Genomic DNA, 26,430 nt, shown 5'->3' on the forward strand with positions numbered 1-26,430 from the left:
ATGACGCTGTGCATTCAATCGCAAGTTTCGCTCAAACCCCATAACACCTTTGGCATGGATGTCAGCGCCGCCCATTTCTGCCAGCTGGACGACCTGGCCCGGCTGCCTGCCCTGCTGGCCGACAAGCACTACCAGCAAGGCCCGGTACTGTGGCTGGGTGGCGGCAGCAATCTTTTGCTGACCCAAGACTACCCCGGCCTGGTGGTCAAACTGGCCCTGCGTGGCATCCGCGTAGTGGAAGACAAGGGCGACAGCCTGCTGGTGGAAGCCGCCGCCGGGGAAAACTGGCATGACTTTGTGCGCTACTGCCTGCAACAAGGCTGGTACGGACTGGAAAACCTCAGCCTGATTCCCGGCACGGTGGGCGCCTGCCCGGTGCAGAATATCGGTGCCTATGGCGTGGAAGTGAAAGACCGCATTGCCCAGGTGGTGTGTGCCGATCTGCAAGCCAATGGCACGCCTGTGGTACTGGAGAATACCGACTGTCGCTTTGCCTATCGCGACAGCGTTTTCAAACACGAAGCCGCCGGTCGCCTGCTGGTGACCGCCGTGCGCTTCCAGCTGTCACGCCAGCCGCAACTGAAAACGGCCTATGGCGACATCCAGCAGGAGCTGGACAAACGTGGCATCAGCCAGCCCACGCCACTGGATGTCAGCGATGTGGTGATGGCCATCCGCGCCAGCAAGCTGCCCAACCCGGCCGAGCTGGGCAATGCCGGCAGCTTCTTCAAGAACCCGGTAATCGGTCAGGCACAGGCCAATGCACTGTTGCAGCGCTTTCCCGCCCTGCCGCACTACCCGGCCGGACCTGGCATGGTGAAACTGGCAGCAGGCTGGCTGATTGATCAGGCAGGCCTGAAAGGCTACCGTCAGGGCGATGCCGCCGTGCATGATCGCCAGGCGCTGGTGCTGGTGAATCACGGCACCGCCAGCGGCAGCCAGATGTGGGCACTGGCACGCCATGTGCAGGACACAGTGCGCCAGCGTTACGGTGTGGAACTGGAAGCCGAACCGCTGGTCTTGTAACACCCGGCTTTGATGAAGGAAACAGACATGCAAGTGACACGACACGGCAAGCAGCCGGTGCTGGTTTTCGATCTGGGTGGTGTGCTGGTGGACTGGAACGGCATCGACCCCCTGATGGCCGTGTCGCAAGGGCGTCTGGAACGTGAACAGGCCAGGCAGTTCTGGATGCATACGCCGGAGGTGGCGCTGCTGGATACCGGCCGGGTAACACCGGAGGAGTTTGCCCGGCTGATGGATGAACGGCTGCAACTGGGACTGGGCACTGCGGCCATGCTGCAAGCACTGGACGACTGGCTGCAAGGCCCCTACCCCGGCGTGCGAGAGCTGCTGCAACAACTCGGCGCGCACTACCGGCTGGCCGTGCTCAGCAATAACAATGCGCTGCACTGGGGCAAGATCGAGCGCCAGTTCGACATCCTGCCATTGTTCGAAACCTGCTTTGCCTCACACCACCTGGGCTTGCGCAAGCCGGATCTGGCTGTTTACCACCATGTGCAGCAAGCGCTGCAGGTGGATGCTGCCGACATCATCTTTTTTGATGACAACATCGAATGCGTGCACAGCGCCACGCAAGCAGGCTGGCAGGCCTGCCACACCGTCGGTTTTGACGCGGTGCGACAGGCGGTACAGGCTCACCGCCTGCTGGACTGAAACATTCAGAACAGCCCGGCAGCGCTGACAAACAGCAGCACCACCACAGCATAACCACCCAGCCAGCACAGCGAACGCAGCGTGGCCTTGTCGCTGATGTAGCACAGGCCATGGCCCAGGCGCAGCAGCACGTATACCACGGCCAGCAAGTCCAGCCGGGCAGCTGGCACCTTCATCATCCAGGCCAGCAACATGGCTGCGGCATAGCTGGGAAAGGCTTCCCAGGCATTTTGTTGCGCCCAGTTGGCACGCTGGCGCCAGCCAGTGGCCGCCGCCAGCACCACACGCGGCTGATGGTTGTCATAGGGTGCCCCGGCCTTGGCCAGCGCCGTCCACAACAAAGGCAAAAAAGAAGCCAGCAAGATACTCCACAGTGCAAACGGCATGACAACTCCTTGTAATAGCTCAACATCTCAGGCATTACGCCGACATCACCAGCGCGAGCCCGAACCCAGATAGGCGGCATCATCAAACGTGCTGACCCAGTGCGGGCGGTACACCACCAGCACGGCCATGGTCAGCCCAGTGGTAAAAGCCTCGGACCAGGACAGCAGAAAGTAAAACGGCAAGGCTTCTTCCAGCAGATAATCCCAGGCATAGACCGCCTGGCTGCCCAACAGCAGCATGCCGGCCAATGCACTGCAAAACAGGCTGAGTCCGCCTGCGATGAATGCATTGATGAACACATAGACAAACAACTGGGCCGGCAGCTTGCGGCGTGCCAGCTGCAACAGGCCTGCCGTCACCGCAACCGGCACCGCCGCATCGCACAGCCAGTCCAGCCCAAGCGCCAGCCAGTCGCCATGGCCACCCGCCGCCAGCGCCAGCAACAAAACGGCGAGGCCCAGCATGGCCAGCCAGGGGCCCATCAGCAAGGTCAGCACCGTTGCTCCCAGCATGTGGAAGGACAAGCCCGGCTTGAGCCCGCCACGCATCAGCCACAAGCCCAGCAAAACCACCAACGCGCCCAGCCAGGCATTGCTGGCACTGGCATCCAGCGTGCGCCATTTAACGCGGCTGGCGGCAAAGCCCAGCACCATGCCGGCAGCAACCATGGCGGCATAAAGCAGCCAGGTGGGAAACAGTACAGCAGGCAAATCCATGAATTCTCCAGCCTGACAGTGTGCTGCGCATGATACCACCACGACGATAAGCACCACAGTCAGGCCATGGCTGGGTACAATAACGCTTTTTTACGCCTGAGTTCCGTCATGAGCAAACAGCCAGCCAACCATCTTATTGCCCAACAAGTCAGCATAGCGCTGGCCGAGGATATTGGTCAGGCCGACTGGACCGCCCAGCTGATTGACCGGACCGCGGAAAGCAGCGCTACCGTGTTACTGCGTGAAGATGCCGTGATTTGCGGCAAAGCCTGGTTCGAGGAATGCTTTCGCCAGGTAGACGAGCGTTGCAGCGTGCTGTGGCAGGTACGCGAAGGCCGCAAGGTGGCGGCCGGTACCGTACTGTGCGAAATCAGCGGCCCGGCACGCGCGCTGCTTACCGCTGAACGTTCCGCCCTGAATTTCCTGCAAACCCTGTCTGCCGTTGCCACCCAGACCCGCCGTTATGTGGATGTGGTGGCCGGTACCCGCGCCCGCATCCTGGACACCCGCAAGACCTTGCCTGGCCTGCGCCTGGCGCAGAAGTACGCGGTGACCGTGGGCGGGGGCGACAATCAGCGCATCGGTTTGTACGACGGCATCCTGATCAAGGAAAACCACATCATGGCGGCCGGTGGCATTGCCCAGGCACTGGAACAGGCCTTCCGCATCATTCCACAAGGCGTTTCCTTGCAGATTGAAGTGGAAAACCTGGACGAGCTGCAACAGGCGCTGGACGCCGGTGCCAAGCTTGTCCTGCTGGACAACATGTCGCTGGATGACATGCGTCGCGCGGTGGAATTGAGCGCGGGCAAGGCCTTGCTGGAAGCCTCCGGCGGTGTGGACATGGACACCGTGCGTGCCATTGCCGAAACCGGTGTCGACCGCATTTCCATCGGCAAGCTGACCAAGGACATCCAGGCCATCGACCTGTCCATGCGCTTCGCCGTCTAGCCCGGCTGCAAGGGACAATGCACGGACCGCAGTCCGACATTGTCCTTTTGTCGTTTTAAGGGATATACCAAATAAGACAGCCTGCCGCTTGCAGGCTCCATCACCTTGCCAGGGAAACCGCACTCTTGCCCACGCTCTTCCACGACAAGGGCAGACTAGCCAAATGGCTGGCTGCCATCTTTCTGCTCAGCACCCTGCTGGTGGTCGTTCTCGACCTGGCAGGCACGCAGCAGCAAGGGGAAAGCGAAGCGCGCAACCAGGCCGCGGGCTTGTCACAGCTGCTGGAAGAGCGCCTGTCATCCGGCCTGCGCGAAACCAACCTGATCCTGAAAAGCGCCAGCGACAGCAATCTGGTGCAGATGCTGCTGAACAAACACATGCTCAGTGCAGAACAGGAACAGCGCATCGACCTGCTGCTGCAGGGCAAGCTGCGCCAGATGCCGCAACTCAAGCAGATCGACATCCTGGATAGCGCCTGTTACGTGCTGTACTCCACGCAGCACAACAATGCCGCCTCGCAGCTGAAAACCGACTATTGCCGCTGGTATCACCGCAATGGCAATCAAGATGGCAGCTTTACCTCCACCCGGCAGGACCATGGCCAGGATGGCATTGTGCTGGTGCAAAAGCTGCTGAACCAGGACGATGAGGCGGTGGGCATGGTGGTGGGCATTCTGGACCGTCACTTCTTCCAGACCGAAGTTGCCAAGCTGCCGGTAGGCCGCTTTGGCGAAATCCTGGTACTGGACCAGCGCCAGGTGCTGCAAGCCAGCTGGCCGGCGCAGAACGCGCATTCCGAGCAGCCGCTGAACGAACTGCAAAGCACCGATGTGCTGGAACGCCACGACAATTACCTGCAGTTCCGTGCCAGTTCGATTCTGGATCAGGAAGTCCGCCTGTACAGCTCGCGCCTGATGGAAGGCTTCCCTTTCCGCGTGGTGGTAGGCATCGCCGAGCGAGACTTCACCCGCGCTTACCATGACAAGGCAACGCTGGCGATACTGGCCTGGCTGTTCACCGCCGCGCTGACCCTGATCACGTTGCGCAGTCATCTGGCCAGCATCCGGCAGAACCGCTTATTGTCCGCCAGTGCTGCCCGCATCCGCGAAAGCGAGGAACTGGCAAGGCTCACGCTGGATACCGCACCGGTGGCCCTGATTCTGGTCGCGACACAAACCATGCGCATCCTGCGTGCCAATGCCCCGGCGCGCGACATGCTGCAGATTCCCCCTGCCCCGCTGCGTCATGATGGCCAGCCGGCACTGCTGGATCTGCCCTTGCATCTGAAGCCGGTCAATGAATGGCTGCGCAACGGCGAAGCGGTAGCCAACCGGGAAACCGAGCTGCAACGCGAAGACCAAAGCAGTTTCTGGGCGATTGTGTCGGTGGAACTGATGCCGCATCAGCAGATTCCGGCCGCGCTGATTGCCCTGTATGACATTTCCCAGCGCAAGGCACTGGAAAACGAGCTGGAAGAAAAGAACCGCCTGCTCAATGAAATGGCCATCACCGACCCGCTCACCCGGCTGTGCAACCGCCGTCATGCCGACCAGACCTTGCGGGAAGAGCTGCAACGTTGCGAACGCTACAGCCAGCCGATGTCAGTGGCAGTATTCGATATCGACCATTTCAAGCAGTTCAATGACCGCTTTGGCCATCAGGCCGGTGACAATGTGCTGCTGGCGGTGGCCAATGCGCTGATCGACTGCACGCGCAGCATGGACGTGTGTGCCCGCATTGGTGGCGAAGAATTCCTGGTGATTTTCCCCTGCACCCGCTTGCGCGATGCAGAAAAAGTGATGGCGCGGGTGCAGCAGGTATTGGCCGGCACGGTATTCCCGTTCACCGATGAAAAAGTCACCTTCAGTGGCGGCATTACCGACTGGCGACCGGGAGACAGCCCGTCGGGCATGCTCAGCCGTGCCGACAAGCTGCTGTACGAGGCCAAGATGGCCGGTCGCGACCTGATGCTCAGCGACGGCAACCCGGAATGAGCGATTGCCGGGTCAGCAGCATCAGCGCTGGCCCAGTGCCTGCGCCAGCAGGCGCAGCATGGCGGCGGTAGCGCCCCAGATGGTGTACTGCTGCCACTGCATGGCCAGATACTGACCACGCACACCGTCACGTTCGTAACTGTGCCGCTCGTACTGACGCCCATCCAGCGCCAGCGCCAGTGGTACCTCGAACACCTCCGCCACTTCACCAGGCTCCGGTCGCAACTGCAAGGGCGGTTGCAGCATGGCCACCACTGGCGTCACGACAAAATCGGTAATGGTGACGTACTGCGGCAGCGTACCCAGCACCGTCACGCCATCGGCCGCCAGGCCAATTTCCTCCTGTGCTTCACGCAAGGCCGCAGCAATCACCGAGCTGTCCTCGGCATCCACCTTGCCGCCGGGAAAACTGACCTGCCCGGCATGGGTGGACAGCGACTCCGTCCGCCGCGTGAGCAACACGGTAGGACCGCTGTCATGCCACACCAGCGGCACCAGCACCGCCGCCGGACGCTGTTTCGCCCCGGCTACACGCCAGGGAATGTCCCCGGCACGTCCATCAAACTCGAACCCTGCCAGACGCTGGCGTATCCAGGCCTGGGCCTCCACCATTTCAGCCGGCCACATGGCTGTCATCCTTGTTTTGATTGCGGGCCAATCTTGGGCAGGGCCAGCTCGCTCCAGTGTGCAAACAGGCGAATGGCCAGGCCAAGCACAAACAGCAACTGCAACATCCAGCTGGTGACCCAGGTCAACTGGTCCAGCACAAACAAGCCACCAGCTACCAGTATGGACACCGTGCCGTAAAAATCCTTGTGCAGGATGAAGGGAATGTCATTCACCATCATGTCACGCACCACACCGCCACCCACCGCGGTAATGAAACCCAGCAACACCACGCCAAAGGCGTTCAGGTCGTACATCAGGCCAACCTGTGCCCCGGTAATGCTGAAGGCAACCAGACCGAGCGAATCGGCAATGATGAACAGGCGGTCCAGCGTGCGGCTTTGCCGCCGGTGCAAACGCAGCAAGACCGACAACAACAGGGTGGCGGCGATGATGGCGAGGCTGCTGTAATTGAAGAACACCAGCGGCACCCTTGCCACCAGTACATCACGCAAAATGCCGCCACCAATGGCGGTCAGCAGGGCCACCACCACGATGCCCAGCAAATCCAGCTGCTTGCGCACGCCGATCAGATAACCGGAAAAGGCAAAAGCAACGGTGCCGATGGCGGAGAACAACTCCATCTGGAAAAAACGGCTACTGAATTCCATCTGCAAGCAATACCATGAAAAACGCCAGACCTGCTCAGGTCCGGCGTCGGGTTCATTCATCATTTCCCAGGCGGGAAAACCGCGTCAGGTTTAGCGACGCATGGAGTCGAAGAAGGCCAGATTGGACTTGGTGGCCTTGATCTTGTCCTGCAGGAATTCCATCGCCTCGATGTCATCCATCGGGTACAGCAGTTTGCGCAGCACCCAGATGCGTTGCAGCTGGTCTTGCGGCACCAGCAGCTCTTCACGACGGGTGCCGGAGCGGTTGATATTCAGTGCCGGGAAAATGCGTTTTTCCGCCATGCGACGTTCCAGATGGATTTCGCAGTTGCCGGTACCCTTGAATTCTTCGTAGATCACATCGTCCATACGGCTGCCGGTATCGATCAGCGCGGTTGCGATGATGGTCAGGCTGCCGCCCTCTTCCACATTACGCGCGGCACCGAAGAAGCGCTTGGGGCGCTGCAGGGCGTTGGCATCCACACCACCGGTCAGCACCTTGCCCGAAGCAGGTACCACGGTGTTGTAGGCGCGTGCCAGACGGGTGATGGAGTCCAGCAGGATGACCACGTCCTTCTTGTGCTCGACCAGACGCTTGGCCTTTTCGATCACCATTTCGGCAACCTGCACGTGGCGGGTGGCCGGCTCGTCGAAGGTGGAAGAGACAACCTCGCCCTTCACCGAGCGTTGCATTTCGGTCACTTCTTCCGGGCGCTCGTCAATCAGCAGCACAATCATCACCGCTTCCGGGTGATTGGCAGTGATGGCGTGGGCAATGTGTTGCAGCATCACGGTTTTACCGGATTTCGGCGGAGCCACCAGCAGGGCGCGCTGGCCTTTGCCGATGGGCGAAATCAGGTCGATGATGCGGCCGGTGATGTTTTCCTCGGCGCGGATATCGCGCTCCAGCTTGAACTGTTCGGTCGGGAACAGCGGCGTGAGGTTTTCAAACAGGATCTTGTGCTTGGAATTCTCCGGCGGCTCGCCGTTCACCTTGTCCACCTTCACCAGTGCGAAATAGCGCTCGCCGTCCTTGGGGGTACGGATTTCGCCTTCGATCGAGTCACCGGTATGCAGATTGAAACGGCGGATCTGCGACGGGCTGACATAGATGTCATCCGGGCCGGCCAGATACGAGGTATCCGGGCTGCGCAAGAATCCGAAGCCGTCCGGCAGCACTTCCAGGGTGCCCTCGCCGAAGATGCTTTCGCCTTTTTTGGCCTGGTTTTTCAGAAGCGCAAAGATGAGGTCTTGTTTGCGCAGGCGGTTCGCGCCCTCGATCTCGTTGGAAATAGCCATTTCCACGAGCTGGGATACATGAAGGTGTTTGAGGTCAGATAAATGCATAGCGGCCGTTGGTCGACTCGTAAAGATTGAGCAGAACGCTGTTTGTGAGGTGTGGGTGCAGACAAGAGACAGGCGGCTGATGTGCCGCCTGCTTGAAGAAATTCAGCTGAGGATAGACGCTTTAGATGTGACTGTCAATGAAGGCGGCCAGCTGGCTCTTGGCCAGTGCACCCACCTTGGTGGCGGCAACCTGGCCGTCCTTGAAGATCATCAGGGTCGGGATGCCGCGGATGCCGAATTTCGGCGGGGTCAGTTCGTTCTGGTCGATGTTCAGCTTGGCAACTTTCAGGCGACCGGCGTATTCCTTGGCCACTTCGTCCAGGATGGGGGCGATCATCTTGCAAGGACCGCACCATTCAGCCCAGTAGTCGACCAGAACCGGCACATCGGCCTTCAGGACGTCTTGTTCAAAGGAGTCGTCGGTTACGTGCAGGATAAGATCGCTCATGGCTTCCTCTAGTATTCGGGGTGGTTTGCAGTATCGATAGCCGTTGATGGTAACAATTGACTGAGCGTGGAGCAACCGCCGTCTGGTGGCGGCAGCGGCAGAATCCGCCCACTGTCGCCCGGTCGGGCGCAGCGTGCGGCACATCAGGAAATGCGTGCAAAAATCCGGCTTGTCAACTGACAATGGGAGCGGACCCCGCCATTTTCAAGTCGTCGGCAAGGCTGCCGCCAGCAATTGGCGGGTATAGGGCTGCTGCGGGCTGGCAAATACCCGGGCAGTGGGGCCCTGCTCCACCACCTTGCCCGCCTGCAGCACCAGCACCTGATGGGCGATGGCACGGATGACCGCCAGGTCGTGACTGATGAACAGATAGCTCAGGCCGTACTTGCGCTGCAGGCTGCGCAACAGTTGCAGCACCTGCTTTTGCAAGGTGGCATCCAGTGCACTGGTAGGCTCGTCCAGCAGGATCAGTCGCGGCTTGAGGATCAGCGCGCGGGCAATGGCAATGCGCTGGCGCTGCCCGCCGGAAAACTCGTGCGGATAGCGTTCCATCATTTCGTGATGCAGGCCAACCTCGGTCAGGGTGGCTACCACCTGCTGGCGTACCTGCGCGGCACTTAAGCCCGGCTGGTGCAAGGCCAGGCCCTCCGCGACGATCTGCCCCACCGTCATGCGTGGCGACAGCGAGGAAAAAGGGTCCTGGAACACCACCTGGAAATCCTTGCGGGCACGGCGTAGTTTGCCGCCATGCAAGGCATGCAATGCCAGATCATCCAGCCGGATTTCCCCCTCGCAGGGCAGCAGGCGCAGCAGGGCAAGGCCCAGCGATGTCTTGCCGGAGCCGGACTCACCGACAATGCCCAGCGTCTGCCCCGGCGGCACCTGCAGCGAGACATCCTGCAATACAGTGCGATTACGCTTGCGCAACCAGCCACCGGCCACCGGATAGCTCACCTTGATGGCGCTGGCTTGCAGCCGGGGCCGGGTGTCAGCTGCGGGCGCGGCATCGTCCTCCAGCTTGTCGGGGCGACTGGCCAGCAGCTCGGCGGTGTAAGGATGGGCCGGATGGCTGAACACCTGCGCCACCTTGCCGCTTTCCACCACCAGTCCGCCACGCATCACGATGACCTTGTCGGCAAAGCGCCGTACCAGATTGAGGTCGTGGGTGATGAACAGCACCGCCATGCCCATCTCCTGCTGCAATTCATCCAGCAATTGCAGGATTTGCGCCTGCACCGTCACATCCAGCGCGGTGGTGGGTTCATCGGCAATCAACAGACGCGGCTGGCAGGCCAGCGCCATGGCAATCATCGCGCGCTGGCGCTGACCACCGGACAGCTGGAAAGGATAGCTGTCGATTTTCTCGGCGGCATCCTGGATACCGGTACGCAGCAACAGGCGAATGGCCTCGGCCCGCGCTTCACGGGCATTCAGTCCCAGATGCAGGGTCAGGGTTTCGCCAATTTGCCGGCCAATGGTGAACAGCGGGTTGAGCGCATGCATGGGCTCCTGAAAAATCATGGCGATGTCGCGGCCACGGATCTGCCGCAGGCGCTTCTCGCCCACGCCCAGCAGTTCTTCTCCGGCCAGGCGGATGGAGCCTGCAAGCCGCACATCCGGATTCAGCTGCAACAGTGCCTGGGCGGTGACGGTCTTGCCGGAGCCGGATTCACCCACCAGCGCCACTTTTTCGCCCGCGGCCACACTGAAACCGACCGAGGACAGGACTTGCTGCCGGCCAAAGTGGGCATTGAGCGCGGCAACGGTCAACAGGGTTTCCATCTCAGCCTTTCCGGGTATCCAGCGCGGCACGCAGGCCTTCGCCAATGAATATCAGCAATAACAGGGTGACGGTCAGCACCACAAAGGTGGGCAGCGCAATCCACCAGGCATCCAGATTATCCTTGCCCTGTGCCAACAGCTCGCCCAGGCTGGGCGTGGAAGATGGCACGCCAAGGCCGAGAAAATCCAGGCTGGTGAGCGCCAGAATCGCCCCGCTCACCCGGAATGGCAGGAAGGCCAGCACCGGCGTCAGGCTGTTGGGCAGCACGTGTCGCCACATGATCTGCCAGCTGTTCAGCCCGCTGGCACGCGCGGCCAGCACGTAGTCCATCTGCCGGTTGCGCAGGAATTCTGCCCGCACGTAATCGGCCAGGCCCATCCAGCCAAACAGCGTGAGCAACAGCAACAGCAGCCACAGACTGGGGTTGAACAAGGACGCCAGGATGATCAGCAAATAGAGTTCCGGCAGGCTGCCCCAGATTTCCAGCACACGCTGCAGCAGCAGGTCGAACTTGCCACCGAAAAAGCCTTGCAGTGCGCCAAACAATACCCCCAGCAGGGTGCCGGACACGGTAAGCGCCAGCGCAAACAGCACCGACACCCTGAAACCATAGATCAGCCTTGCCAGCACATCACGCCCGCGGTCATCCGTACCCAGCACATTGTCGTTGGATGGCGCGGCCGGATTGGGATTGTCGGCAAAGTAGTTCACCGTGTTGTAGCTGTAGGGGTTGGGCGCATAAATGGCGAAATTGCCCGGCCGGGCAAACTGGTCCTGGATGAAGGGGTCCAGATAATCGGTTGCGGTATCGAAATCGCCACCAAAGGCGGTTTCCTGATAATCGAACAGCACCGGGAAATACAGCTGGTCGTGATAACGCACCACCAGCGGCCGGTCGTTGGACAGCAGCTCCGCCCCCAGCGACAGGACAAAAAACAGCAAGAACAGCCACAGGCTGTAAAAGCCGCGCTTGTGCTGGCAAAAGCGTCGCCAGGCGCGCTGGGTCGGTGTCAGGCTGGGTGCGTGGCTCATCGCTCCCCTCCGTCAAAACTGACGCGCGGGTCCACCAGCACATAGCTCAGATCGGACAAGAGCTTGGCCACCAGCCCCAGCAGGGTGAACACATACAGGCTGCCCATCACCACCGGGTAATCGCGCCGCATCACGGACTCGTAAGACAGCAGACCCAGCCCGTCCAGCGAAAACAGGGTTTCAATCAGCAGGCTGCCAGTGAAAAAAGCACCGATGAAGGCGGCCGGGAAACCGGTAATCAGCGGAATCAGCGCATTGCGGAACACATGGCGGTACAGGATGGCCCGCTCCGACAAGCCCTTGGCGCGCGCGGTGTACACATACTGACGGCGGATTTCCTCCAGAAACACATTCTTGGTGAGCATGGTCATCACCGCCAGATTCCCCACCACCGAGGCCGTTACCGGCAACACGATGTGCCACAGATAATCCAGCACCTTGTCGATAAGGCTCAGGCTGTCCCAGTTGTCGCTCACCAGCCCGCGCAGCGGAAACAGCTGCCAGAAGCTGCCGCCACCAAACAACACCAGCAGGGCCACCCCCAGCACAAAACCCGGAATGGCATAACCCAGCAAAATCACCGTGCTGCTGGCCAGATCGAACAGGCTGCCGTCACGCACCGCCTTGGCAATGCCCAGCGGAATGCACAGCAGATAGGTGATGAAGAAGGTCCACAGGCCAATGCTCATCGACACCGGCAGCTTGGACAGAATCAGCTGCGCCACCGACTGGTGATGGAAAAAGCTCTCGCCAAGATCGAAACGGGCAAAACCTGCCAGCATGTGGCCGAAACGCTGCAAGGGCGCCTGATCAAAGCCATACAGCTTTTGCAGTGCCTGCAACTCTTCCGGCTGCAAGCCGCCACGGCTCTTGAACACGCTGCTGGTGGCCGTGGTTTCACCGGCCACGCCACCATGGCTCAGTTGCTGCACCATCTGCTCCACCGGCCCACCCGGCACAAACTGAATGATGGCAAAGGTGAGCGCCAGCACGCCGATCAGCGTGGGAATCATCAGCAACAGCCGTTTCAGGATATAGCGCCACATGCTTATTTTTTCTCCCACCAGGTTTCGATGGCCCACGTGGTCGGGCTGTAATACAGCGGCAGCTTGGCCGGTTGACCAAAGCGGTTCCACCAGGCCATGCGGTGATACGGCAGATTCCAGTTGGGCACCAGGTAATAGCCGGCACGCAGCACGCGGTCCAGTGCATGGCTGGCGGCAAGCAGCTGCTGCCGGCTGGCAAAGTGCTGGAATTGCGGCAGCAAGGCCTCCACCGCCGGGTCGCACAGTCCGGCCCAGTTTTGCGAGCCGGGTGTCTGTGCCGCCTGGCAGCTGTGGAAGTCCAGCTGTTCGTTGCCCGGGCTGTTGCTGGCCCCGTACACCACCACCGTCATGTCGTAGTCAAAATCATTCAGCCGCCGCTGGTAGATGGCCGGGTCAACCACCCGCACAGTCAGGGTGATTCCCAGCTTGGCCAGGTTCTGCTGCCAGCCGCTGGCTACCCGGTCGTATACCTTGGAATAGGTCAGAAACTCGATGCGCAACGGGCGGCCCATGTGATCCACCAGCTTGCCGCCCTCATAGCGCCAGCCTGCCTCGAACAGCAGCTGACGCGCCTCGCGCAGATTGCGGCGGATGCCATAACGTCCGTCGGTGAAGGGAGGTTCCACCGGCAGGCCGAATACTGCCGGGTCCAGTTTCTCGCGCAGCGGTTCCAGCAGCTTCAGCTCATCCGGCCCCGGCAGGCCGCTGGCAGCCAGCTCGCTATTGGTGAAAAAGCTGTTGCTGCGACGGTACTGGCCATAAAACAGGTTGCGATTGGCCCATTCGAAGTCAAAAGCCAGACTGATGGCCTGGCGCAGGCGTTTGTCGGCAAACTGTGGCCGCCGCAGATTGAACACAAAGCCCTGCATGCCGGCAGAGCGCTGATGCGGCAGCACTTTCTTGATGATGCGGCCATCGTCGAACTTGGGGCCGATATAGCCACGCGCCCACTGCTTGGCCATGTTTTCGGCCGAAACATCAAACTCGCCGGCCTTGAAGGCCTCCAGCCGGGCGGTTTCATCCTGGTAATAGCGGTAGCCGATTTCGTCAAAATTGAACATGCCGCGCCGTACCGGCAAATTGGCCGCCCAATAGTGCGGATTGCGCTGAAACCGGATGTTCTTGCCCAGCTGGTATTGGCTCAGCACATAGGGGCCGGAGCCGATGGGCGGCACCAGCACCATGTCGGCCAGCGTCTTGCCAGCGGGAATCCACTGCCGGGAAAACACCGGCAACTGGCACAGAATCATGTGCAGTTCGGAATTCTTGCGCTTGAAATCAAAACGCACGGTGTTGGCATCCAGCGCTACTGCTTGCTTCACATCCGCCCAGTACAGCCGGTACAGGGGAGCGGCGCTGCGGTCGCGGGTGAGGGTATTGAAGGAAGCCACCACATCGGGGGCCTGCACCGGCTGGCCGTTGGCAAAACGGGCCTGTGCATTCAGATGAAAACGCACGGACAGCTTGTCGGCTGCCAGCTGCATGTCGTCCGCCAGCAAGCCATAACAGCTGTAAGGTTCGTCCTTGCTGTTCACCCCTAGGGTATCCAGCGTCAGGGCTTCTACCCCATCGGCCTTGTCGCCCTTGAGCGAGAAAGGGTTGAGCGTGTCAAAACTGCCTTGTGCCGGCAAAACCAGCCGCCCGCCCTTGGGCGCAGACGGATTGACGTAGTCAAAATGTGTAAAGCCTGCCGCATATTTCGGCACATAGCCCAGCGCCTGAGACGGCGCAGCCATGCTGCTGCACGCCCACAGCAGCAGCATCACCCCCAAGCAATGTAAGTGTTTCATCTTGTTGTACGGCTTACGAATTGATCATGACTAGCTTATCATTATGGCTTTTATCCCTGTCCGGACAGGCCGGTGCCGTGCATCAGCTGCCGCAGTGACAGGATTTTAAGATTCATCGTGGCTAGAATAGCCTGTTTCAGCATGGTAACGGAATGCAGTCTGATTCCGTTTTACCGCTTGTTACCACGATATAAACCTTTTTCCGAGCACCTGCCGAGTCCTGAAGGCAGGCTGTAGGACAATCCCCACGACAGCGTAGCGCAGGCTTGGGTATAATGCCCCCCTGTTTCTACCAAGAAGGACTCCAAATGGGCTTTCTGCAAGGCAAAAAAATTCTGATTACCGGCATGATCTCCAACCGCTCCATCGCTTACGGCATCGCTCAAGCCTGCCACCGCGAAGGCGCCGAGCTGGCATTCACCTATGTGGTGGACAAGCTGGAAGATCGTGTACGTGAAATGGCCAAGGATTTTGGCAGCGAACTGGTGTTCCGCTGCGATGTACAAAGCGACGATGAAATCAACCAGCTGTTTGTTGACCTGGGCAAACAGTGGGACGGCCTGGACGGCCTGGTACACGCCATTGCCTTCGCCCCGCGCGAATCGCTGGAAGGCGACTTCCTGGACGCACTGAGCCGCGAAGCATTCCAGACTGCACACGATGTGTCGTCCTACAGCTTCCCGGCACTGGCCAAGGCTGCCCGCCCGATGATGCAAGGCCGTAACGGTGCCCTGCTGACCCTGTCCTACCTGGGCGCGGTACGTGCCATCCCCAACTACAATGTGATGGGTCTGGCCAAGGCCAGCCTGGAAGCATCGGTACGCTTCATGGCTGCCAGCCTGGGCAAGGACGGCATCCGTGTGAACGGCCTGTCCGCCGGCCCGATCAAGACCCTGGCTGCTGCCGGCATTTCCGGCTTCTCCAAGCTGCTGTCCATTGCTGCCGGCCAATCCTGTCTGCGCCGCAATGTGACCACCGAAGAAGTGGGCAACACCGCTGCCTTCCTGCTGTCGGACCTGTCCTCCGGCATCACCGGCGAAATCACCTATGTGGACGCCGGCTTCAGCATCAACTCGATGAACGTGCCGGACGCCTGATTCCGCGGCTTTCATCGCACATCTCCTCAGGTTTGGTTTACTGACGGGATAAGCATTACAGGGCGCTCTCCTGCCGGGACAGCGCCCTGTTTGCATGCATGGCTCCACCATACGGTGGATGGTTGCCTGGCCAAGCCCACTGCACACTGCGCCCACACCCACCCTCATCAGGAGCGCAGCATGAGCAATCAACCCGTTTTCATTCCGGTCGGCGATCTGGCCGATGGCTTTGCCCCGGATAGCCACATCCTGCCTTTCAGCCCGCTACTGCAGGGCCGTCAGCTGCAACTGCATTTTGCCGATGGCAGCCGGGCCCACTTGCAAGTGAATGCCGCAGACTGCCAACTGACGGCATTGACCAACGGAGAGGCGTCAGGCTTTAGCGGCCAGGGCCGCTACCGCGCCAGCAGCCTGCGTCCCGATATCGTGTTGCTGGATTTCCTGCCGGAAGGGCAGCACGGGCATTCACTCAGCCTGGTACTGGATCTGGCACATGGCCTGTTCACTGCCGTGGCCGGGGTGCTGCCACAGGCGGAAGATGTCGCCCGTTCCGCCTTCAGCCGTGTATTGGCCGGTGAGGCGCTGACCGCCGTGGACTGCCGCTTTGCCCATGGCTGCATCGACCAGCCGGTGACAGCACACAGCGCGCTGCACCACAGCACCGACGAGCTGATCGGCCTGCGCAACCAGTACCGCTACAGCCCCACCGAATGCTACGAACACATCTATCTGAACAGCCACTTCTATACCTGGCAGTGCCTGCAAGGGGTGGAGCAAGGGCTGGCCGATGTGGACCGCTGCCATTACTTCAAGCTGGCAGAGCAGCTTTATCTGTTTGTGTGGCGGGAAAAGATTGTCCCCACGCTGGGCGTGGTGCTGATCGACCTGCAACAGCTGAAAACCGATGGCAAGATCTTCGGCTACCAGGGCAACGACTTTAGCGCGCTGTCCAACTTCCCGGTGGGTGCCATCACGCAGATTCTCAACCACACCAGCCACGCACTGTGAGCCGGAGCACAGCCATGCTGAACCTGGATTTTGCCGGCAAAGTGGTCTTGGTGACCGGCGGCGCACAAGGCATAGGTGCCGCCATCAGCCAGCTGTTTGCCCGCCACGCGGCTACGGTGGTGGTGGCCGATGTGCAGGGAGAAACGGCCCAGTCCATGTCCGCCAGCTTGCGGGCACAGGGCTTGAAGGCCAGCGCCTGCCAGTGCGATCTGGCCGAGCCGGAACAGGCCACCGCACTGGTGGCGCAGGTACTGGCAGAATATGGCCGGCTGGATGTGCTGATCCACAACGCAGCCTATTTCCCGCTCACTGCGTTTGCCGACATCACCCCGCCCCTGCTGCAACGAACGCTGGCGGTGAATCTGCAGGCGCTGTTCTGGCTGAGTCAGGCCGCACTGCCCGCCATGCGCGCGCAAGGCGGCGGACGCATGCTGGTGACTTCATCGGTGACCGGCCCGCGGGTTGCCTATCCGGGGCTGGCGCACTATGCCGCTTCCAAGGCAGGGGTCAATGGCTTCATCCGCGCGGCCGCGCTGGAACTGGCGGGTGATGGCATCACCGTCAACGGCGTGGAACCGGGCATGATCCGCACCCCGGCCATGGATAATCTGGGCGATGACAAGCTGAATGCCGCCATCGCCCGCAACATTCCACTGGGGCGACTGGGCGAGCCGGGAGATATTGCCGCCGCCATGCTGTTTCTGGCCTCGGATGCCGCAGCCTACATCACCGGCCAGACCATCATCGTGGACGGCGGTGCCACCTTGCCGGAAAGCACGGCGGCGCTGCACTGAAACGATTGGTGGCTCAGCAAACGACAACACCGCCATGTAGGCGGTGTTGTTCATGGAATCCAATTGCAACTGTACTCAGGATAGTGCGTTGAAAGCCAGGGTAGGCACATCGACAATGCTGGAGCCGCCATCAGCCACAATGGCCGCGCCGGTGATGATGCTGGCCTGCTCCGACAGCAGGAAGCGACAGATGCTGGCGATTTCCTCCGGTGCGGCAGCCCGGCGCAAGGGAACATCCGCCGTCACCCGGGCATAGGCCTCATCCAGGCTGCCGCCATACTGTTGCATCAACGGCTGCATTTCTTCATCCGCCATCGGCGTTTTCACCCAGCCGGGGCAGACCGCGTTCACCCTTACCCCGTGCGGGCCGTAATCACGCGCCAGCGAACGGGTGAGGCCAATCAGCGCATGCTTGGCGGTGGTATAGCCACACACTTCGGGCCCGGCGGCCAGTGAGGCAATCGAAGCCAGCAACACCATGGCACCCCGGCTGGCGATCAAATCCGGCAGGCATGCCCGTGCGGCAACAAAAGCGGTATCCAGATTGACACGCATGGCGGCCTGCCACGCGGCATCGTCCGTATCCAGCGCACTGCCCATGCCAAGGCCACCGGCACAACACAGCAGGCCAGTCACCGTGCCAAAGCGCTGGTGGATTTGTGCCAGCCAGTCCGGCCAAAGCCTGCTGTCCGCTGCATCGCCCGCCAGTGCCAGCGCACCGTATTGGGCGGCCAGCTGCTGCACGGGTGCCGCACGACGGCCAATCAACACCAGCTGCACGCCGTCGGCTGCCAGCAATGCGGCGCAAGCTGCGCCTATGCCACTGCCGGCACCGGTAATCACCACGGTTTTGGCTTGAGCTGCCATCTGCTTTCCTTCCTGAAATAAGAACGGGAAAGCACAGTGTAGGCAGACCAGCCATCTTCCCCCATCCACCAGATGGAGGAGCCGCCTCTGCATGTGGCCCACATGGTGCCGGGCAAATGGCAGATGGCGACTTGGGAACAGGCGCTCAGAATGTTAAGATATTAATCACATTGATCCGCCATCCTGAATCGCATGCCAACTTCCAGCGCACAACACCAGCACCGCCTGCCGCAGCACTTGCTGCGCGCCCGTGAAGCCGTCATGGCTTACTTTCGCCCCTTGCTCAACAGTGTGGGCCTGACCGAACAGCAATGGCGCATTCTGCGCCTGCTGGATGACCGCGGCGAAATGGAAGCCGGGGTGATTGCCGACCTGGCCTGCATCCTGTCCCCCAGCCTCACCGGTATTCTGGTGCGCATGGAAAAGGCCGGCCTGATTCACCGCAGCCGTGACAAGGTGGATAGCCGTCGGCTGATCGTGTCCTTGTCCAGGGAAGGCCGTCGCTTGACCCGTGAAGTCGCGCCGCTGTCCAATGCCTGCTACCGGCAGATAGAAGCGCATTTTGGCGAGGAAAAACTGGAGCTGCTAATCAGCCTGCTGAACGAACTGGAGCAACTGCCAGCCCCCGTGGCACTGACCGAGGACAAGCCGCTGCTGACCGAAGCGGACCGCTGACACCAGAGACAGAATGCAACAGGCCCCGGCGTAATGCCGGGGCCTGTTGTGTATTGTTTTAGCGCATGAAAATCAGCCCGCACTGGTCACCACTCGCCGCACCGCCGCCATTACCGCCAGCAAGGCCAGCTTCTGTGTGGACAACAGCCGGATATAGCGGCGAAAAGGCGGGAAGCTGCCCACCACTTCACTGGCGGCAAAATGCTCGACTTCCAGCCGCCAGCCCTGCTCATCCGCAATCAGTTCACAACGCTTGAAATCCAGCGGCATCAGCGCGGTGTGCAAGTCGCGGTCCTGCTGCAACAAGGCCATCAGGCCCGCCAGCGCTGCACCATCCCCCTCGCGGCGCAGACAGGCAAAACCGCTGCGCTGCCAGTTGCCGCGGTGTTGCAGTTGCAGCCGGGACGGACGGGATGGCGCAGTACCAGGCAGTGCCAGTACAAAGCAGCAGCTGACGGTATGCAGCAGGAACTGGCTTTCCACCCGCTCCTCCACCCGGAAAAACCAGTCCGCAGCAGGCAAGCGGTATGCCGGACAGCCCTCTTCCGCACCGACCACTTCCAGCCCGTTCAGGTCCTGCGCCAGCCTGGCCAGGGTTGCCCCCGGCCGGTAAGCCCGTGGCTGGCGCGCTTGCCACAGTCGCTCAAGCACCAGAGGCAACACGCTTGAGCTCCTCGTCAATCAGGGAAGCATGGCCGCCCACCTTGCCGAACTCCTCGGCCAGAATGTCTTCTATGGCCACGGCACGGAAGGGGTTCACCTTCTGGACAAACACGGTCCACACCAGTGCATACAGCGCAGTCAGACCCAGCATGATGCCAAAGGGCAGATAGATGTCGCGCGGATGCATGCCCGGTGGAGTGATGTACCAGATGGCAATCAGGATGCCCACCGAAGACACGATCTGCGGCAGCGGGAACCAGGGCGAGCGATAGGCCCGCGGGAAATCCGGCCGGGTGAAGCGCAGACGGACAATGGCCAGATTCACCAGCAGATAAGCCACACCCCAGGCGCACACCGCCGCCAGCACCAGCGGCATGATGCGGTCCAGATCACCCTGGATGAACCAGGCATGGACGCAGGGAATGACCACCGCCACCAGAATGCCCACCAGCGGCGTCTTGAAACGCGGGTGCAGATAGGTAAACGCCTTGGGCAGCGCACCATCCACCGCCATGCCGTACAGGATGCGCGGCAGCGCAGCAATCAGGGTATTGATGGTGGCCGCACCGGCAAACAGCAGGCCGATACCCAGCCAGATCTTGCCGAAGGGGCCCATCACCTGATCGGCAAAGGCCGGAATCGCCATCGGGGTATCCAGCAAATGCGGGCCGGCGGGATTTTTCGGGTCCATCGCCACATTGGCCACCTGATGCACCATGGCCGCACCGTAGATGGCCATGGTGACGGCCACGCCGGTCAGGCCCAGCTTGGCCGCACGCGGAATATTGCGACCGGCGTTTTTCAGCTCCGGGGCCAGCGGGGTCACCAGCTCGAAACCGACAAACATGAACATGGCCATGCCGATCAGGCTGAGTACACCACTGGCGTCGCTCAGGTCCAGCGGGCTGCCGAACCAGCCTTGCAGCGACACGGCCGGGGCCTTGATGAGGCCGATGATGCCGAACACGGTAAGCGTGGCCCACATCACGAAGGTCAGCACGATTTCAGCCTTGCCGAAAATGGTGACGCCCAGCGCATTGAGGATGCCGAACAGCACCACCAGCCCCACCCCCACCATCCAGGAAGTACCACTGTGCTCCAGCATGGTGTTGAGGTGTTCAAAGTTCACCAGCGCCATGATGCCGGACAGGATGGTTTCCGCCGTACCGGCAAACACATGCACCAGCAGATAAGCGGAAATGGTGCCGGTAATCGCCCAGAAGCGCCCCAGCCCGCAGGATATGTAATCGTAGACAGCACCGGACGTCGGCATCATCGAGGCCGCTTCGGCAAAGGTGGTGGCCTGCGCCTGCATCATGATGAAGGCAATCAGCATGGCCAGGGCAAAGGTGCTGCCCGCCATGCCAAAACCGCTGGTAACGGTAAGGATGACCGGGCTGGCCATCACCACGCCGACCGAACTGGCCAGCGCCACCGGAAAACCCACCACCCCTTGCTGCAGGTGCCGGGTCAGTTTCTTCTCTATCGACATGCTGTTTTCCTCCTGAAGACTCGCTAACCATGGCAGGGAGGCACTGCAGCAGGCTTGCTACCTGTCTGTGGCGCATCAGTACACCTTCCCCATCATGCTAATAACCGGGCGCGCTTCTTTTTATGGCTGTCCCGGACGAAACCGTCACTGCCGCAAGTGCTGTTCGGCTTGTTGCCGGACAAACAGCGCATGCGCCAGCGCGGTACGACTACTCACATCAAACTTGCGAAACAGGTGCAATAAATGGGTTTTGACCGTGGCGAGCCCCATGTTCAGCTCGCGGGCAATGGTCTTGTTGCAGGCACCGGTAGACAACAGCATGGCCACTGCCTGCTCGCGCTCGGTCAGCACGATGGCGGGGTCCGGGCAAGGCTGGCTCAGCGTGCTGTCCAGCGCCATGTCCAGCAGGTCATGCAAGCCATGCAGCACACGCAGTTCGTCGTCGCCAAAACCGGGCATCCGCCCTTGCCGCAACAGGGAGAAAGCGGCAACCACCCGCCCCTGCCGCCGCAGCAGGATTTCCGCCACATCCACCAGCCGGTTGCTGGCCAGAAACGGTGCATAGCGCGATGTGGCACGTAGCTCGTCTGGCAAGGCGCGGCCCAGCGTCACCACATCCAGCGGCTGGCGGGCCAGCCTGGCCGGATGCAGCGGGTCGTGCCCCATGTAACGCGCAACATAGCGCTGATGCACCTCTTGCGGCATGTGACGCAAGACGAAATCATGCGGCTGCTGCTGCCGGTCTACCCGGTAAAAGGCAGTGGCGCTGTGCGGCAATACATCCTGCAGTACGTCCAGACAACGTTGCAACGGCTTTGCCACCGGTGCGTCAGCCAGCAGATGGGTCATGGTGATGTCCTGGCAATGGGCGGAAGCAGGCGCTTGGCCCGCTCCCTCCCGTCACGTGGTTCAGGCAGCCTCGAAACCGGCAGCCAGCGCACTGACGATGGCATCGCATTCTGCCTGACCGATGACCAGCGGCGGCGACAGGATGATTTTGGTGCCGACCGGGCGCACCAGCACGCCGTTTTCGCGCGCGATTTCGGCCACCTTGTTGGCATAGCCGCCCATCGGGTCGATAGGCTCGCGGCTGTGCTTGTCCTGCACCAGATCCAGCGCAATCATCAGCCCCTTGCCACGCACCTCGCCCACTGCCGCGTATTTGTCGGCAAACGGTTTGAGCCTGGCCAGCAGGTATTCACCCTGTGCGGCGGCCTGGGCCGGCAGGTTTTCCTCGCGCACGATCTTGAGGTTGGCAATGGCCGCCGCGCAGGCAACCGGGTGACCGGCATAGGTGTAGCCATGCATGATGACGCCGCCGAAATCCTGGTTCTTGGCAAAGGCATCGGCCACGCGCTGGTTCACCACGGTGGCACCCAGCGGCACATAGCCGGAGGAAATGCCCTTGGCCAGGCACATGATGTCCGGCTTCACGCCCCACAGGCGGCTGCCGAACATGGAACCGGAACGGCCAAAACCGGTGACGATTTCATCGGCAATCAGCAGCACGCCGTACTTGTCGCACACAGCACGGATCAGCGGCCAGTAGCTGGCGGGCGGTACGATGACGCCACCGGCACCCTGGATGGGTTCGGCAATGAAGGCGGCCACGGTGTCCGGGCTCTGGAACAGGATTTCCCGCTCCAGCATCTGTGCACAGATTTGCGCCAGTTCTTCCGGATCTTCGGTAAACGGGTTGCGGTACAGCCACGGCGTTTCCACATGGAAGCAGCCGGGCAGCAGCGGTTCGTAGCTGCGACGGAACACGGTATTGCCGTTGACCGAAGCGCCGCCGAAATGCACGCCGTGATAGCCCTGCTTGAGCGAGATGAACTTGGTGCGGTCCGGCTGGCCACTGACACGCCAGTACTGACGGGCCAGCTTGAGTGCGGTTTCCACCGCATCCGAACCGCCGGAACTGAAGCTGACCCGCGCCATGTCTTCCTGCTTCAGCATGTCGATGAGGGTGGCGGACAATTCCTCGGCACGCGGGTGCGAGATGCCGTCGAACAGCTGAAAGTATTCCAGCTCGTCCAGCTGCTCCACGATGGCCTGCTTGATTTCCGGGCGGTTGTGGCCGACGTTGACGTTCCACAAACCAGCGACGCCATCCACCAGCTTGCGGCCCTGGTCGTCGAATACATGACAGCCATCGCCACGCACGATGCGGATGGGCTGACGCTGTTTCATTTCATTCGGGTGCAGCATGGGGTGCCAGAAACGGGACTTGTCGTAAGACATGGGTTACTCCTTTGCAGACATATGTGCGGCCGATGGCGGCCAGCAAACCTGGTTAAGTACCTGAGTCACGCCACGCCGCCGCAGCCAATACAAGGAGTACAGCAAGGCGGCGCAACGCAGGATCGGGGGCCTGTCAGTCACTCAGTGCGCGATGCAGACCGACTTGGTCTCGGTAAAGTTTTCCACCGCACCGCGACCAAATTCGCGGCCGATGCCGGATTGCTTGAAGCCGCCAAACGGCAGGCTGGGGTCGAGCGGGATATGGCTGTTGACCCACACCGTGCCGGCGTCGATGCGCGGCACCAGGTTCATGGCGGCGGACAGGTCGTTGGTCCACAGGCTGGCAGCCAGGCCATAGCGCGAGTCATTGGCCATGGCAATGGCCTCGTCGGGATGGTCGAAGGGCAGCGCCACCAGCACCGGGCCGAATGCCTCCTCGCGCACGATGGTGCTGTGCTGGGCGGCGTTGACAATGATGGTGGGCTTGACGAAGTAACCGGGCAGATCGGCCGCGCCGCCGCCGGCCAGAATGCTGGCACCTTCGCTGCGGGCAGCGTCGATAAGCCGGCACACCGACTGCTGCTGGCGGGCTGACACCAGCGGGTTGACCTGGGCGTTCAGGTCCATGCCGCACCCCAGCGTCATGCTGTTGGCAGCAGCGGCAAGGCCTTCGACAATCTGCTTGAACTTGCTGCGCTGGATATACAGGCGGGAAGCGGCGGCACAAACCTGGCCCTGATTGAGGAAGCCCCCCATCAGCGCGCCCTGGATGGCCTTGTCCACATCCACATCACCCAGCATGATCATCGGATTCTTGCCGCCCAGCTCCAGCGAGAAGCGGGTCATGTTGTCGATGGCGGTATGGCCGATGGTCTTGCCGATTTCGGTGGAGCCGGTAAACGATACCTTGCTCACCAGCGGGTGACCGGCCAGCGCCTGCCCGGCACGGGAACCACGCCCGGTCAGCACATTCACCACGCCAGGCGGAATGCCGGCTTCCAGTGCCAGCTCACCCAGACGCAGCGCGGTGAGCGGAGTTTCGGTGGAAGGCTTGAGCACCACGGTACACCCGGCGGCCAGGGCCGGCACCATCTTCCAGATGGCAATCATCAAGGGGAAATTCCACGGCACGATGCCGGCCACCACGCCCACCGGCTGGCGGCGGGTGTAGGCGGTGTAGCGGGTGCCGGACGGCACCGGAATCGACACGTCCATGGTTTCGCCACCCAGCTTGGTAGCCCAGCCGGCCATGTAACGGACAAACTCGATGGACGCGCCCACTTCGATGGCCCGCGAGATATGGATGGACTTGCCCTGGTTCAGTGTTTCCAGCTGGGCCAGCTCTTCAGCATGCGCTTCCAGCACATCGGCCAGCTTCAGCAGAATGCGCTCGCGCTCGGCCGGGCGCAGGCCGGACCACACCCCGGCGGTGAAGGCACGGTGTGCGCTTTCCACCACCGCATCCACATCCTGCTCGTTGCCATCGGCCACACTGGCAATTACCTGGCCGGTAGCCGGATTACGCACCTCGCTGCGTTGGCCGGACTTGGCGGCCACCATCTTGCCGTCCATCAGCAAGCCATGCTCGCGCAGCAGGAAGGCATTCACCGACTCCAGAACATCCACCCGATTGTGATCCATTTTCTCTCCACTCCTTGCAGGGCGGCCTTGCCAGCAGGCAGGCCACCTGATTTGCCTTGTCGCCACCATTTGCTGACAAGCAGCAACCGCGGCAACGCGATTTGTTGCAGATCAATATACGCGTCAGTTTTTGGCGGGCTTATCCCAAATCGGCAAATCCTGCATGGCCTGCCCGGCTGGGCAGCCAGGCGTAAAACCGGTGCTTCCCGGACTGCTTTGTTGCAATGAAGAAACAGCAGCCAACACGGCAGAACCATTGCCTGGCAAGGCTGGAAAAGGCCTTGCCAGGCAATGGTGACAGGCAAATAGATAATATATTAAGTATTTTTTGCAGCGCATCGGCAAATGACCCAATATAGTCTGGACTTGGCCTGGCAAGACAGGACGTCCGCTGCAGACATGGCACTGCCTTGCCCAGACAGAAAAGATGGCCCGCAGAGGCCGGGCGATAGCACACGCCATCGCACCGGATTGACATCTACATCGTCAGAAACAGAAGGTGACGGGCCACAGGCTGCCACCGGAGAAATGCATCAGGAGGTCCACCATGCTGGCTGAGGTTCGCCATTTCAATGATGCCCAGTGCCATGCCGCGCACTTGCCCGGCTGGCAACAGGTATACGACCAGATCAGCGGCGGGCGGTTTTACAGCTCGCTGTCCCGCCTGAACACCGGCCATCTGGAAGTGTTCCGCGAAGCTTTCAACCAGCGCGTGGTGCAATACGGCCGCGCGCCAGCCGACATGGTGCACTTTGCCATTCCCATCCACGCCCCGCTGCCCCTCACCCTGCAAGGCCGCGCGGTAGGCTGTCATGCCATTACCGCCCTGCGCAGCAATGAAGAATTCATCATGCATGCGCCTGCCGAGGTGGACTCCATCCAGCTGTCGGTACGCAATGAAGACCTGGCCGCACTGGCACCGGAGTTTTACCAGCAGCTGAACAGCAAACGCCAATGGCAGCCGGTAATCCAGATTCCGCCCGAACAACTGGCCCACACCCGCCACTTGCTGCTGAGCGTGTTTGAACAGGCCGTGGAAAACCCGGACCTGATGCGCTTTGCCGGCAGCCAGAAGCTGGTACAACACCAGCTGATCAGCCTGCTGCTGGACCTGCTGCACGGCAGCGTGCCGGAGCGCGCCATCAACCTTACCCATGCCACCCACTGTGACATCGTGCGGCGCAGTCAGGCCATCGTGCTGGCCAGCAGCGACGAACCGGTGACCGTGCTGGACCTGTGCCAGCAGCTGCGCATCAGCCGACGCACCCTGCAAAACAGCTTCCAGCTGATTGCCGGCACCACGCCGGTGGATTACCTGCGCTCAATCCGGCTCAATGCGGTACGGCGCATGCTGCTGTCGCCGGAACATGCCGGGCTGGGCGTGCGCGATGCCGCCGGGCACTGGGGCTTTTACCACCTGGGACATTTTGCCCGCGACTACCGCAAGCTGTTTTGCGAGCTGCCATCGGAAACCCGCCAGCGCAGCCTGCTGCAGTAAGACACG

General features: G+C 61.2%; 25 protein-coding genes. 9 read left to right on the top strand and 16 right to left on the bottom strand.

Going from position 1 to position 26,430, the window contains the following annotated elements; translation table 11 throughout:
• The gene (murB, locus tag ACE3SE_RS18185; RefSeq protein WP_374557397.1) at positions 1-1,026 is read left to right on the top strand and encodes a UDP-N-acetylmuramate dehydrogenase; all 1,026 of its coding nucleotides are present in this window, start codon (positions 1-3) and stop codon (positions 1,024-1,026) included.
• A gap of 27 nt (positions 1,027-1,053) precedes the next feature.
• Positions 1,054-1,677: an HAD family hydrolase gene (locus tag ACE3SE_RS18190; RefSeq protein WP_374557320.1), complete on the top strand. Its 624-nt coding sequence runs from the start codon at positions 1,054-1,056 to the stop codon at positions 1,675-1,677.
• A gap of 5 nt (positions 1,678-1,682) precedes the next feature.
• On the opposite strand, the gene ACE3SE_RS18195 is transcribed toward ACE3SE_RS18190, so the two are convergent.
• A complete protein-coding gene (locus ACE3SE_RS18195; protein WP_131355093.1) occupies positions 1,683-2,063 on the bottom strand; it encodes an MAPEG family protein in 381 nt (126 codons plus the stop codon).
• A 45-nt stretch (positions 2,064-2,108) separates the two neighbouring features.
• Positions 2,109-2,780, bottom strand: a complete 672-nt coding sequence (locus ACE3SE_RS18200; RefSeq protein WP_374557323.1) for an energy-coupling factor ABC transporter permease — start codon at positions 2,778-2,780, stop codon at positions 2,109-2,111.
• Between the two features lie 108 nt (positions 2,781-2,888).
• On the opposite strand from ACE3SE_RS18200, the gene nadC reads away from it, so the two are divergent.
• On the top strand, positions 2,889-3,731 hold the full coding sequence (gene nadC / locus ACE3SE_RS18205) for a carboxylating nicotinate-nucleotide diphosphorylase (RefSeq protein ID WP_374557325.1): 843 nt from the start codon (positions 2,889-2,891) through the stop codon (positions 3,729-3,731).
• Positions 3,732-3,856: 125 nt separating this feature from the next.
• Entirely contained in the window at positions 3,857-5,725 is a 1,869-nt protein-coding gene (locus ACE3SE_RS18210) for a sensor domain-containing diguanylate cyclase (RefSeq protein WP_374557327.1), read from the top strand.
• Positions 5,726-5,746: 21 nt separating this feature from the next.
• Here ACE3SE_RS18210 and ACE3SE_RS18215 read toward each other — a convergent pair whose 3' ends face one another.
• The 8 genes from ACE3SE_RS18215 to ACE3SE_RS18250 all read right to left on the bottom strand — a co-directional run bounded on the left by ACE3SE_RS18215 (position 5,747) and on the right by ACE3SE_RS18250 (position 14,448).
• Positions 5,747-6,352 carry a CoA pyrophosphatase gene (locus tag ACE3SE_RS18215; RefSeq protein WP_374557329.1) on the bottom strand — a complete coding sequence of 202 codons (606 nt, stop codon included), beginning with the start codon at positions 6,350-6,352 and terminating at the stop codon, positions 5,747-5,749.
• 5 nt (positions 6,353-6,357) lie between these two features.
• Positions 6,358-7,002, bottom strand: a complete 645-nt coding sequence (locus tag ACE3SE_RS18220) for a trimeric intracellular cation channel family protein (protein WP_045847067.1) — start codon at positions 7,000-7,002, stop codon at positions 6,358-6,360.
• Between the two features lie 90 nt (positions 7,003-7,092).
• Positions 7,093-8,349, bottom strand: a complete 1,257-nt coding sequence (gene rho, locus ACE3SE_RS18225) for a transcription termination factor Rho (protein WP_045847066.1) — start codon at positions 8,347-8,349, stop codon at positions 7,093-7,095.
• Positions 8,350-8,470: 121 nt separating this feature from the next.
• On the bottom strand, positions 8,471-8,797 hold the full coding sequence (trxA, locus tag ACE3SE_RS18230; RefSeq protein WP_045847065.1) for a thioredoxin TrxA: 327 nt from the start codon (positions 8,795-8,797) through the stop codon (positions 8,471-8,473).
• Between the two features lie 204 nt (positions 8,798-9,001).
• Complete coding sequence (locus tag ACE3SE_RS18235; protein WP_374557332.1) at positions 9,002-10,579, bottom strand: ABC transporter ATP-binding protein; 1,578 nt, start codon at positions 10,577-10,579, stop codon at positions 9,002-9,004.
• A gap of 1 nt (position 10,580) precedes the next feature.
• The gene (locus ACE3SE_RS18240) at positions 10,581-11,612 is read right to left on the bottom strand and encodes an ABC transporter permease (RefSeq protein WP_045847063.1); all 1,032 of its coding nucleotides are present in this window, start codon (positions 11,610-11,612) and stop codon (positions 10,581-10,583) included.
• Complete coding sequence (locus ACE3SE_RS18245; protein ID WP_374557334.1) at positions 11,609-12,658, bottom strand: microcin C ABC transporter permease YejB; 1,050 nt, start codon at positions 12,656-12,658, stop codon at positions 11,609-11,611. Before ACE3SE_RS18245 ends, ACE3SE_RS18240 begins: the two co-directional genes overlap by 4 nt.
• Positions 12,659-12,660: 2 nt before the next feature.
• Positions 12,661-14,448, bottom strand: a complete 1,788-nt coding sequence (locus ACE3SE_RS18250) for an extracellular solute-binding protein (RefSeq protein ID WP_374557336.1) — start codon at positions 14,446-14,448, stop codon at positions 12,661-12,663.
• 308 nt (positions 14,449-14,756) lie between these two features.
• Between ACE3SE_RS18250 and fabI the strand changes: the two genes are divergently transcribed.
• From fabI to ACE3SE_RS18265, 3 genes are all read left to right on the top strand, one after another.
• Entirely contained in the window at positions 14,757-15,545 is a 789-nt protein-coding gene (gene fabI / locus ACE3SE_RS18255; RefSeq protein WP_045847060.1) for an enoyl-ACP reductase FabI, read from the top strand.
• A gap of 180 nt (positions 15,546-15,725) precedes the next feature.
• A complete protein-coding gene (locus ACE3SE_RS18260) occupies positions 15,726-16,553 on the top strand; it encodes a MoaF C-terminal domain-containing protein (protein WP_374557338.1) in 828 nt (275 codons plus the stop codon).
• A 14-nt stretch (positions 16,554-16,567) separates the two neighbouring features.
• Positions 16,568-17,347 carry an SDR family oxidoreductase gene (locus ACE3SE_RS18265; protein ID WP_374557340.1) on the top strand — a complete coding sequence of 260 codons (780 nt, stop codon included), beginning with the start codon at positions 16,568-16,570 and terminating at the stop codon, positions 17,345-17,347.
• 75 nt (positions 17,348-17,422) lie between these two features.
• Here ACE3SE_RS18265 and ACE3SE_RS18270 read toward each other — a convergent pair whose 3' ends face one another.
• The gene (locus ACE3SE_RS18270; protein WP_374557342.1) at positions 17,423-18,214 is read right to left on the bottom strand and encodes an SDR family NAD(P)-dependent oxidoreductase; all 792 of its coding nucleotides are present in this window, start codon (positions 18,212-18,214) and stop codon (positions 17,423-17,425) included.
• Between the two features lie 192 nt (positions 18,215-18,406).
• On the opposite strand from ACE3SE_RS18270, the gene hpaR reads away from it, so the two are divergent.
• Positions 18,407-18,889 (top strand): homoprotocatechuate degradation operon regulator HpaR, encoded by a 483-nt coding sequence (gene hpaR, locus ACE3SE_RS18275; RefSeq protein WP_374557344.1) that lies wholly within the window; start codon positions 18,407-18,409, stop codon positions 18,887-18,889.
• 72 nt (positions 18,890-18,961) lie between these two features.
• Here hpaR and ACE3SE_RS18280 read toward each other — a convergent pair whose 3' ends face one another.
• From ACE3SE_RS18280 to ACE3SE_RS18300, 5 genes are all read right to left on the bottom strand, one after another.
• Complete coding sequence (locus ACE3SE_RS18280) at positions 18,962-19,552, bottom strand: DUF3156 family protein (RefSeq protein WP_374557346.1); 591 nt, start codon at positions 19,550-19,552, stop codon at positions 18,962-18,964.
• Entirely contained in the window at positions 19,533-21,044 is a 1,512-nt protein-coding gene (locus tag ACE3SE_RS18285; protein WP_374557348.1) for an APC family permease, read from the bottom strand. Before ACE3SE_RS18285 ends, ACE3SE_RS18280 begins: the two co-directional genes overlap by 20 nt.
• A gap of 144 nt (positions 21,045-21,188) precedes the next feature.
• Positions 21,189-21,893 (bottom strand): helix-turn-helix transcriptional regulator, encoded by a 705-nt coding sequence (locus tag ACE3SE_RS18290; RefSeq protein WP_374557350.1) that lies wholly within the window; start codon positions 21,891-21,893, stop codon positions 21,189-21,191.
• Positions 21,894-21,953: 60 nt separating this feature from the next.
• Positions 21,954-23,285, bottom strand: a complete 1,332-nt coding sequence (locus tag ACE3SE_RS18295; protein ID WP_045847053.1) for an aspartate aminotransferase family protein — start codon at positions 23,283-23,285, stop codon at positions 21,954-21,956.
• Positions 23,286-23,426: 141 nt separating this feature from the next.
• A complete protein-coding gene (locus tag ACE3SE_RS18300; RefSeq protein ID WP_374557353.1) occupies positions 23,427-24,926 on the bottom strand; it encodes an aldehyde dehydrogenase family protein in 1,500 nt (499 codons plus the stop codon).
• A gap of 547 nt (positions 24,927-25,473) precedes the next feature.
• Here ACE3SE_RS18300 and ACE3SE_RS18305 point away from each other — a divergent pair.
• On the top strand, positions 25,474-26,424 hold the full coding sequence (locus tag ACE3SE_RS18305) for a helix-turn-helix domain-containing protein (RefSeq protein WP_374557355.1): 951 nt from the start codon (positions 25,474-25,476) through the stop codon (positions 26,422-26,424).
• The last annotated feature ends 6 nt before the right edge of the window (positions 26,425-26,430 follow it).

It is taken from the genome of Aquitalea pelogenes, assembly GCF_041914625.1.
Taxonomy (GTDB): domain Bacteria; phylum Pseudomonadota; class Gammaproteobacteria; order Burkholderiales; family Chromobacteriaceae; genus Aquitalea; species Aquitalea pelogenes.